The sequence below is a fragment of the Streptomyces sp. NPDC047981 genome (assembly GCF_040653315.1).
Taxonomy (GTDB): domain Bacteria; phylum Actinomycetota; class Actinomycetes; order Streptomycetales; family Streptomycetaceae; genus Streptomyces.
In genome coordinates this window covers 147,352-154,706 of the sequence record NZ_JBEZNQ010000010.1, presented here as the reverse complement: position 1 = coordinate 154,706, position 7,355 = coordinate 147,352, and the positions used below count along the sequence as shown (strand labels likewise).

Sequence of the window (7,355 nt, the reverse complement as noted above, 5' to 3'; positions counted from 1 at the left end):
GTCACCGCCGGACCGTCCGGCGGCCGCGGGACCGCGAGCGGCTCGGCGGCCTCCGGGGCGGGGGCCCGGTGACGGCCTCCGCTCCGCGCCGCCCGGACCGGCCGCCGCTCCGGGCGGCGGCGCGGCAGGGCGTCGTCGCCCCCGTCCGCGTCCGACTCCGCCGAAGCCTCGCTGATCAGGGACGTCGGCAGCAGGATCACGGCCACGACACCCCCGTACACCGAGGGCTGCAGGGCGACCCGCGCGTCGAGGCGGTGGGCCAGCCGGTTCACCACGAACAGGCCCAGTTGCCCGCTGTCGAGCAGATCGATCCTGCCCGTGTCCTCGATCCGGCTGTTGGCCTCGGCGAAGCCCTCGGTGCTCATCCCGAGGCCGCGGTCCTCGATCTCCAGGGCGACACCGGACCCCACCCGCTCGCCGCGCACCCGCACCGTGGTGTGGGGCGGCGAGAAGGACGTGGCGTTCTCGACGAGTTCGGCGAGCAGATGGATGAGGTCGGCCACCGCGGCGCCGTGCACACGGACCTCGGGGACGGCGTGCACCTCGACCCGGCGGAAGTCCTCGACCTCCGCCACGGCGGACCTGACCACGTCGAGCAGCGGGACCGGCTGCCGCCAGCCACGCCCCGGTGCCGCGCCGGAGAGGATGATCAGGCTCTCCGAGTGCCGCCGCATACGGGTGGTGAGGTGGTCCAGGCGGAAGAGGTCCTCCAGTTCCACCGGGTCCTCGTTGCGCCGCTCCATGGTGTCGAGGAGAGCGAGCTGACGGTGCAGCAGGGCCTGGCTGCGGCGCGCCAGGTTGACGTACACACCGGAGATCCCGTGGAGGACCTGGGCACGCTCGGCCGCCGACATGACCGCAGCGCGGTGCACGGCGACGAGCGCGGCACCGACCTGACCGACCTCGTCGTCGCGGTGCGCGCGCAGCGGCGCGAGGACGTCGAGGTCGACGCTCTCGCCCGTGTGCAGCTTCCGGATGGTCTCGGGCAGTTCGCGCCCGGCGAGGGTGAGGGCGGAGTTGCGCAGGTCCGTCAGCTCGCGGACCAGGCCGCGGCCGATCCGGACGGAGATGAACAGGGAGAGCAGCACGCCGAGGAGTCCGAGCGCCACGGCGACGCCCGAGCCGCCCAGGACGGCGAAGGAGACGGGGCTGGCGGCGTCGATCGCGGCCGTGCTCGCCTGCGCCTGGGCCGCCGCGAACCGCTGGAGCACGGTGTCGGCCGACGCCTTCCACTCGGCGGACGCGGCCAGCCGGCCGGCCGCGGAGGCGCTGCCCGCGGCGCGCATCCGGTCCTCGGTGGTACGCAGCTCACGCATCGCGGCACTCGAGAGGACCGTTCGGTACGCGGCGGCTTCGGCCGGCGGCAGGTCGTCCACGGCCCCGAAGAGACGGCGCTGGGTGTGGGCCGAGCCCACGAGCTCCTGGTACTGCTCACGGGTGAGGCGGTCCGAGGCCTGTGCGGCGCCCATCAGGGCGTCCTCTCGGGCGATCATCTCCCGGGCCCACGCGAGTTCGACGACGACCCGGGCAGGCGAGGCGTGCTCCGGTTCGTGCAGCGCGGCCAGGGAGCCCCGCACGGCGAAGGCGTGCTCGATCACGCGCCCGTAGGCGTCGTACACGTCCTTCCAGGCCTCGTCCGACGCGCGGGCCTGCTTGCGCAGCGCCGTCACGCCGTCGAGGTCCGACATGAGCTGGTCGACGCGGACCGAGAAGTCCGCGCCGACCGCCTGGACGTCCAGGGTGCTCGCCCGGGCGCCGCTGCGCAGGGCGTCGGAGGCGGAATCGGTGTCCTTCTCCAGGCCGCCCAGGGAGTCCGCCCGCTCCGTGCTCGGGGCGGCCAGGTGACGGAGGGCTCCGGCGCGTTCCGCCTGGAGCGAGACGACCAGGGAGTCGATCGGTTTCAGCAGGGTGGAGTTGGCCTCCTGGACGCGGCTCAGCTCCGAGACGCCGCGGGCGGTGGTGACGGTCGCGTACGCCCACAGCGCCATCAGGGACACGGCGGGGACCATCAGAAGGCAGACAATCTTCGCCCGGATCGAGCGTGGCACCAGACGTGCGCTCATCGGTTCCTCGAACAGTCAGGGGCAGGGGGAGGGGGGAGGGGAAGGGATGCGGGGCAGGGGAGGCCGGTGCTCAGCGGGACGGCACGACCGCCGTGTCGAGCGAGGCGGCCACTGCCGCCTCCGCGGCCTCGGCGTTCTCCGCGTTCTCCCGCGCGGTGGGCGACAGGGCGACGAAGGCGGAGGCGAGGAAGAGGAACGACCCGAGCACCACGGCGAGGGGGAAGACGAACTCCGTCGCCGTGACCCCGTCGAGCACCGTGCGACGCGGGGCGAGTTCGACGACGACGGCGGCCATTCCGGTGTAGTGCATGCTGCTCACCGCGGCTCCCATGACCAGGGAGGCGATCACCGCGCCGGCCGCGCCGTGCACCGTGAGTGCCGCCCACAGGGCGGCGGTCGCCGCGACGACGGCGATGACGAGCGAGAGGGCGACCAGCGGCGGCTCGTAGCTCACCGTGCCGTTCAGGCGCAGCGCCGCCATACCGAGGTAGTGCATGGCGCCCACGCCGAGTCCGGTACCGAGGCCGCCGAGCAGCAGGGAACGCCAGCGGTTGCGGCCGTGGCCCACGGTGAAGACGCCCAGGCCGACCACCGCCATCGCGACGACGAGGCTGAGCAGGGTGAGCGGGACGTCGTAACGGATCGCCGACCCGGCGACGCCGAAGCCCAGCATCGCGATGAAGTGCATGGTCCAGATGCCGGAGGCGATGGCGACGGACGCCGTCACGAGCCAATTGCGCCGCGAACGGCCCTCGGCCGCAAGCGCCCTGACGGTACAGCGCAGTCCGAGTGCGGATCCGACACAGGCCATTGCATAGGCGAGGACCGGGGAAAGCCAGCCGGCGCCGAAGTGGTGCAGATGCGCCACAGTCCCTCCGTTCACGGTTCAGGGTTCAACTTCGCGGCGACGGACGCTAGCACCGAACGTGATCGGGGAAATTCCGCGAAATTGACCGGAGTCGGCATTCGGCCCACGCGGGGGCACGGAGTGCTGCCCTACCAGCGAGTTCAGTGAGCGTCTATGCGCGTCATCCGGACAGATCCTCGCGCCGGAAACAGCCTGATCGGTTCGTCGAGTGATGTGGATCACCGGAATTCCCGACGCTATTTCAGCGAGGGGGACCACGGGGTCTTGACGTCTTCGCAATACAAGGAAGTGGCGCGGAAAGAGAACACCGCACGGAGTCCGGTTGACGGGGGATTCGGTTCTCCGTGCGGTGTCTGTGTCCATTCTGGGCCGGGCGAGACGGGTTCTTCGCTGACCTTGGTGACGGGCCGCGCTGACGAAAGTCACCGTCACCAGGTGGCGACCGACTCCTCGACGACCCGCAGGCCGAGACCGTCCGCGTCGGCGGCCCCGCTGATACGGCCCCCCTTCGACCGGGACACCGCGGTGAGGAAGGCCACCGTCTCCGCGGTGATGACCTCACCCGGCATCAGGACCGGGACACCGGGCGGGCATGCCGTGACCGTGGCGGCGGAGACCATGCCCACCGCCGTGGCCGAGGGCACCACCCGGTCCGTCCCGAAGAAGGCCTCGCGGACGGTGAGTCGGCGGGGCCCCGGTGCGGGCAGGGCGAGCCGCAGGGGCTCCGGCAGGTCGGTGGGGAGGACCGGCAGGGCGTGCAGCGCGTCGAGGAAACCCTCGGCGTCCGGCTCGACCTCGGTGCCGAGCACCACGGAGAGAACGGCCTCGGTGGCCGTCTCGACGGTCACGCCACGGGCCGCTCCCGCCAGTCGGCCACGTGCCCGGTGGCCGCGCACGCCGCCGTCACGCGTGTTCACCGTGATGCGGAGCGGCTCCGCCGCGGCGATTCCGCCGACGCCCGCGAACCCCTCGTCGACCAGGGTGAACCGGCCCTCCTTCCGGACGCCCGCGCGGATCGTGACGGCCGCCTCCAGCGAGTCGAGGACGTGGTCCCAACCGTGCGGGGGCCGTGCCACGGGCGGCACCTCCCCGTGCGCACGACCCGCGAGGTCCACCGCGCGATCGATGAGCGGCCGCAGCAGGTCGGCGTGAGGCCCGTCTCCCAACCGGAGCACGGGAGTCGCGCCGCGTACGACCGTGAGGTCCGCGCCGTGCGCGAGCGCGTCCGGCAGCACCTCCGGATGCCCACCGAACAGCGGGGAACGCCATGTCTCGTCGACGATCAGCGGAACCCCCGCGCCATGGGCCGCGTCGGCGAGCGCCCGGACGTCCGCCACGGCGCCGTACCGGGTGGGGGAGACGATGTGGGCCGCGGCCAGGTCGGCGCGGGCCGCGGCCGCGTCGGCCAGGTCCTCGGCGCGGACGCAGTGCGCGATCCCGTGGGCGAGGTCGACCGAGGGCCGCAGGAACGACGCGTCGAGGCCCGAGAGGACGAGGCCGTCCAGGACGGAGGCGGGGGCGTCCCGCTGGACGGCCACGCTCCGGCCCAGGGCCGGCACGACCAGAGCGGTGATGAAGTGTTCGAGTGGGCTGCCCTGCGACAGCACCCAGATCTTCCGGGCGGGCCGGACCTCGGTGGGGGACATGTCTGCCGTACTTCTCCCCACCGGCCTGCGGCTGCCTGGAACGGTCGACGCCGGCCGGACAGGTGGGGTGCGCCTCCGCACGGCATCCGTTCCATCGTCACCGCCGTGCGACGGCCGCCGGACTGACGAAAGTCATGGGAGAGCCCCGACCTCCGACAGGCCGAACGGCCCGGACTGCCGGCAGCCCGAACGGCCCGGACAGGACGACCCGCAGCCCGGACGTGTCCTGGGGGGCGGGGCGGAGGCCTGAACGGGTCAGCCCCGGCTGTGCTCGCCGAGCCCCGTCGGCGCGGGCTGGACTACCGTGACAGCATGCCCGCGCCCCCGCACTTCCGCCGGCCACCACCGAGGCGCGTGGACGCCTTGGTCACCCTGGTCGTCGTCGCCCTGGGCATCGGCGACTCGTGGGTGAAGCCGTCCAGCGGTCTGCTGACCGGGCTGCCCACGCCGGTGATCGCGGCCTGCGCCGCGCTCGTCGGAGCGACGCTGTGGTGGCGCAGACGACGGCCGTATCTCGTGGCCGACTTCGTGCTCGTCATGCACGTGGTGTCCTTCACCCCGGTGGCGCTCGCCGTCGCGATGTACACCGTCGGCAACCTCGACCGCCGGTTGCGGGTCCTCGTCGCCTACGGCGTGGCCGGCTTCGCCGCCGGCCTCGTGGGCCTGCACGGCGGACTGCCGACCGCGGGGGTGCGGGAGGCCGCCTATTCGCTCGCGGCGATCGTCGGACCGCTCGCCGTCGGGTACGCGGTCGGCGTACGGCGCGACCTGACGGCGACCGTACAGGCCCGGGTCGCCGACCTGGAGCGCGAGAACCAGCTTCTGGACGAACGGGCCAGGGCCGAGGAGCGGGCCGAGATCGCCCGGGAGATGCACGACGTGGTGGGCCACCGGGTGAGCAACATGGTGCTGGCCGCCGGCGCCCTGGAGGTCGGCTCGGACGGACGCGAGCCGGAGACCGTCCGCACCGCCGCGCTCATCAGGTCCGACGGCTGGCAGGCGCTGGAGGAGCTGCGCGAGATCCTCGGCGTACTGTCCCCGTCCCGTGCGGTCACCGGGCAGGGCGGGCAGGGCGCGGAGCCGGACGCCGAAGGGGTGTCCGAGCTGGTGGCGCAGGCGCGCGAGCGCGGACAGCGGGTGGAGCTTCAGGTCGACGGACACCCCGAGACCCTGCCGCCCGCCGTGCAGCGCGCCCTGCACCGGATCGTCCGCGAGTCGCTCACCAACGCCTCCAAGTACGCCCCCGGCGCCACCGTGCGCGTGGCGGTGGACTGCCGCGCCGACGGCGTGCATCTGGCGGTGGCCAACACGGCGCCCACCGGCCCGCCGCAGGTCGACCTGCCCAGCGGGGGCCACGGCCTCGTCGGCATGACCGAGCGCGTGACGCTGCTCGGCGGGACACTCACAGCGGGGCCGCACGGCGGCGGCTTCCTGGTGTCGGCCGTCATCCCCCACCGCCGAGGAGCGGCATGACACCGAGAGCCGGGTCCAGGCGGCGCTGACGGCCTACCGCGCGGGGCTCGACAGGCCCTGATCGGTGCTGATCGAAGCGCCGTCGGATTGGTAGGGCTATCGATCGGCGTGATCGGAAGTTTTTTTCGTCGCTTCGCCGCAGGACGCGCGTACCCGCAGTTCAGGCAGGAGATCGACGTGCCGGCGGGCCCCTCCCGAGGTCCCCGCGGCGCGTTCGCGCACCCGCTGGAGGAGCAGCTCGGCAGCGGTCGCCCCGACCTCGTACTTCGGCGGAGCGACCGCCGTGAGCGGGAGGTCGGAGAGCGCCGCCACATCGTCGTCGTACGCCACGAGGGCGAGGTCCTCCGGGACCCGGAGGTGGGCCGCGCGGCTGCGCAGGCTCTGCAGCAGCAGGATCGCGTCGATGTCGCTGAGCACGAGCGCGGCGGTGACCTCGCCGCCGTCCACCAGGGCGGCCAGCCGCTCCGCCACCGCGTCGATCCGCTCCGTGTCGATCTCGCCGCCGTGCAGCGCCAGGGGCTCGACCGGCGGGCCTGCCACCCCGAAGGCGCGCAGCGCCGCCTCGTAACCGCGCCGCACCTGGACCGCGGTCGGGCTCTCCCCGGCGACGAGCACGATCTTCCGGTGCCCCATCTCGATCAGGTGGCGCACCGCCACTCCGGCGCCCGCCGCGTGGTCGGTGCAGACGTGGTCGAGACCGGCGACGCGGGTGCCCACCTCGCCGCGGCGCTCCACCAGGACCGCCGGCAACGCGAGTTCCCCGCCCGTGGCGTCCGCCCCGCTCGTGTCCCCGGCCCCGCCGGTGCCGCTCGGCCAGCTGGGAGTCAGGAGCAGCCCGTGGACACCGGCCTCCAGCATCCGGTCCACCTGCGCCGTGTCCTGTTCGGGCCGGTAGCCGGAGTAGCCGAGGATGAGCCGGCCGCCGGCCGCGGCGACGGTCTCCCGGGCGCCCCGGATGATCTCGCCGAAGTAGTGCTGGGACTGCGGGACGACCATGCCGATCACCGGCGCTTCCGGCTCCTCCGCGGGGGCGGGGCGAAGCTCGGGGATGGGCTGCGGCACGTGTCCGCGCGGCGCAGGGGTGCCCGGCCAGTGGACCGCTCCGCGCACCCGGTCGAGCCGGCCGCCGGAGGCGAGCGCCTCCACGTCACGGCGCGCGGTGACCAGGGAGATGCCGAGGTGGTGGGCGAGGTCGGCGACGCGCAGACTGCCGTGCTCCCGCACGAGCTCCACGATCCGTTCGTGCCGTTCGTCCACCGTGTACCGCACACCGTCTCCCAGCTGTCCCTCGACTCCGCGCTCAGC

5 protein-coding genes are annotated in these 7,355 nt (G+C 73.6%); 1 reads left to right on the top strand and 4 read right to left on the bottom strand.

Annotation, left to right across the window (positions count from 1 at the left end; translation table 11 throughout):
- The 3 genes from AB0E14_RS09215 to AB0E14_RS09205 all read right to left on the bottom strand — a co-directional run.
- On the bottom strand, nucleotides 1-2,063 hold a 2,063-nt coding region (locus AB0E14_RS09215; protein WP_362414133.1), incomplete at its 3' end, for an ATP-binding protein.
- A 70-nt stretch (nucleotides 2,064-2,133) separates the two neighbouring features.
- On the bottom strand, nucleotides 2,134-2,874 hold the full coding sequence (locus tag AB0E14_RS09210; RefSeq protein WP_362414151.1) for an MHYT domain-containing protein: 741 nt from the start codon (nucleotides 2,872-2,874) through the stop codon (nucleotides 2,134-2,136).
- Between the two features lie 485 nt (nucleotides 2,875-3,359).
- Nucleotides 3,360-4,577 carry an amino acid decarboxylase gene (locus AB0E14_RS09205; RefSeq protein WP_362414131.1) on the bottom strand — a complete coding sequence of 406 codons (1,218 nt, stop codon included), beginning with the start codon at nucleotides 4,575-4,577 and terminating at the stop codon, nucleotides 3,360-3,362.
- Between the two features lie 312 nt (nucleotides 4,578-4,889).
- Here AB0E14_RS09205 and AB0E14_RS09200 point away from each other — a divergent pair, with 312 nt between their 5' ends.
- Complete coding sequence (locus AB0E14_RS09200) at nucleotides 4,890-6,050, top strand: histidine kinase (protein ID WP_362414129.1); 1,161 nt, start codon at nucleotides 4,890-4,892, stop codon at nucleotides 6,048-6,050.
- Between the two features lie 96 nt (nucleotides 6,051-6,146).
- Here AB0E14_RS09200 and AB0E14_RS09195 read toward each other — a convergent pair whose 3' ends face one another.
- Nucleotides 6,147-7,319, bottom strand: coding sequence for a substrate-binding domain-containing protein (locus AB0E14_RS09195; protein ID WP_362414127.1), 1,173 nt, complete (start codon nucleotides 7,317-7,319; stop codon nucleotides 6,147-6,149).
- Nucleotides 7,320-7,355 lie beyond the last annotated feature (36 nt).

Excerpts from the sequence above, each read along its gene's own strand:
- AB0E14_RS09210 (WP_362414151.1), bottom strand. The coding sequence starts at position 2,874 with ATGGCCTGTGTCGGATCCGCACTCGGACTGCGCTGTACCGTCAGGGCG.
- AB0E14_RS09205 (WP_362414131.1), bottom strand. The coding sequence starts at position 4,577 with ATGTCCCCCACCGAGGTCCGGCCCGCCCGGAAGATCTGGGTGCTGTCG.
- AB0E14_RS09200 (WP_362414129.1), top strand. The coding sequence starts at position 4,890 with ATGCCCGCGCCCCCGCACTTCCGCCGGCCACCACCGAGGCGCGTGGAC.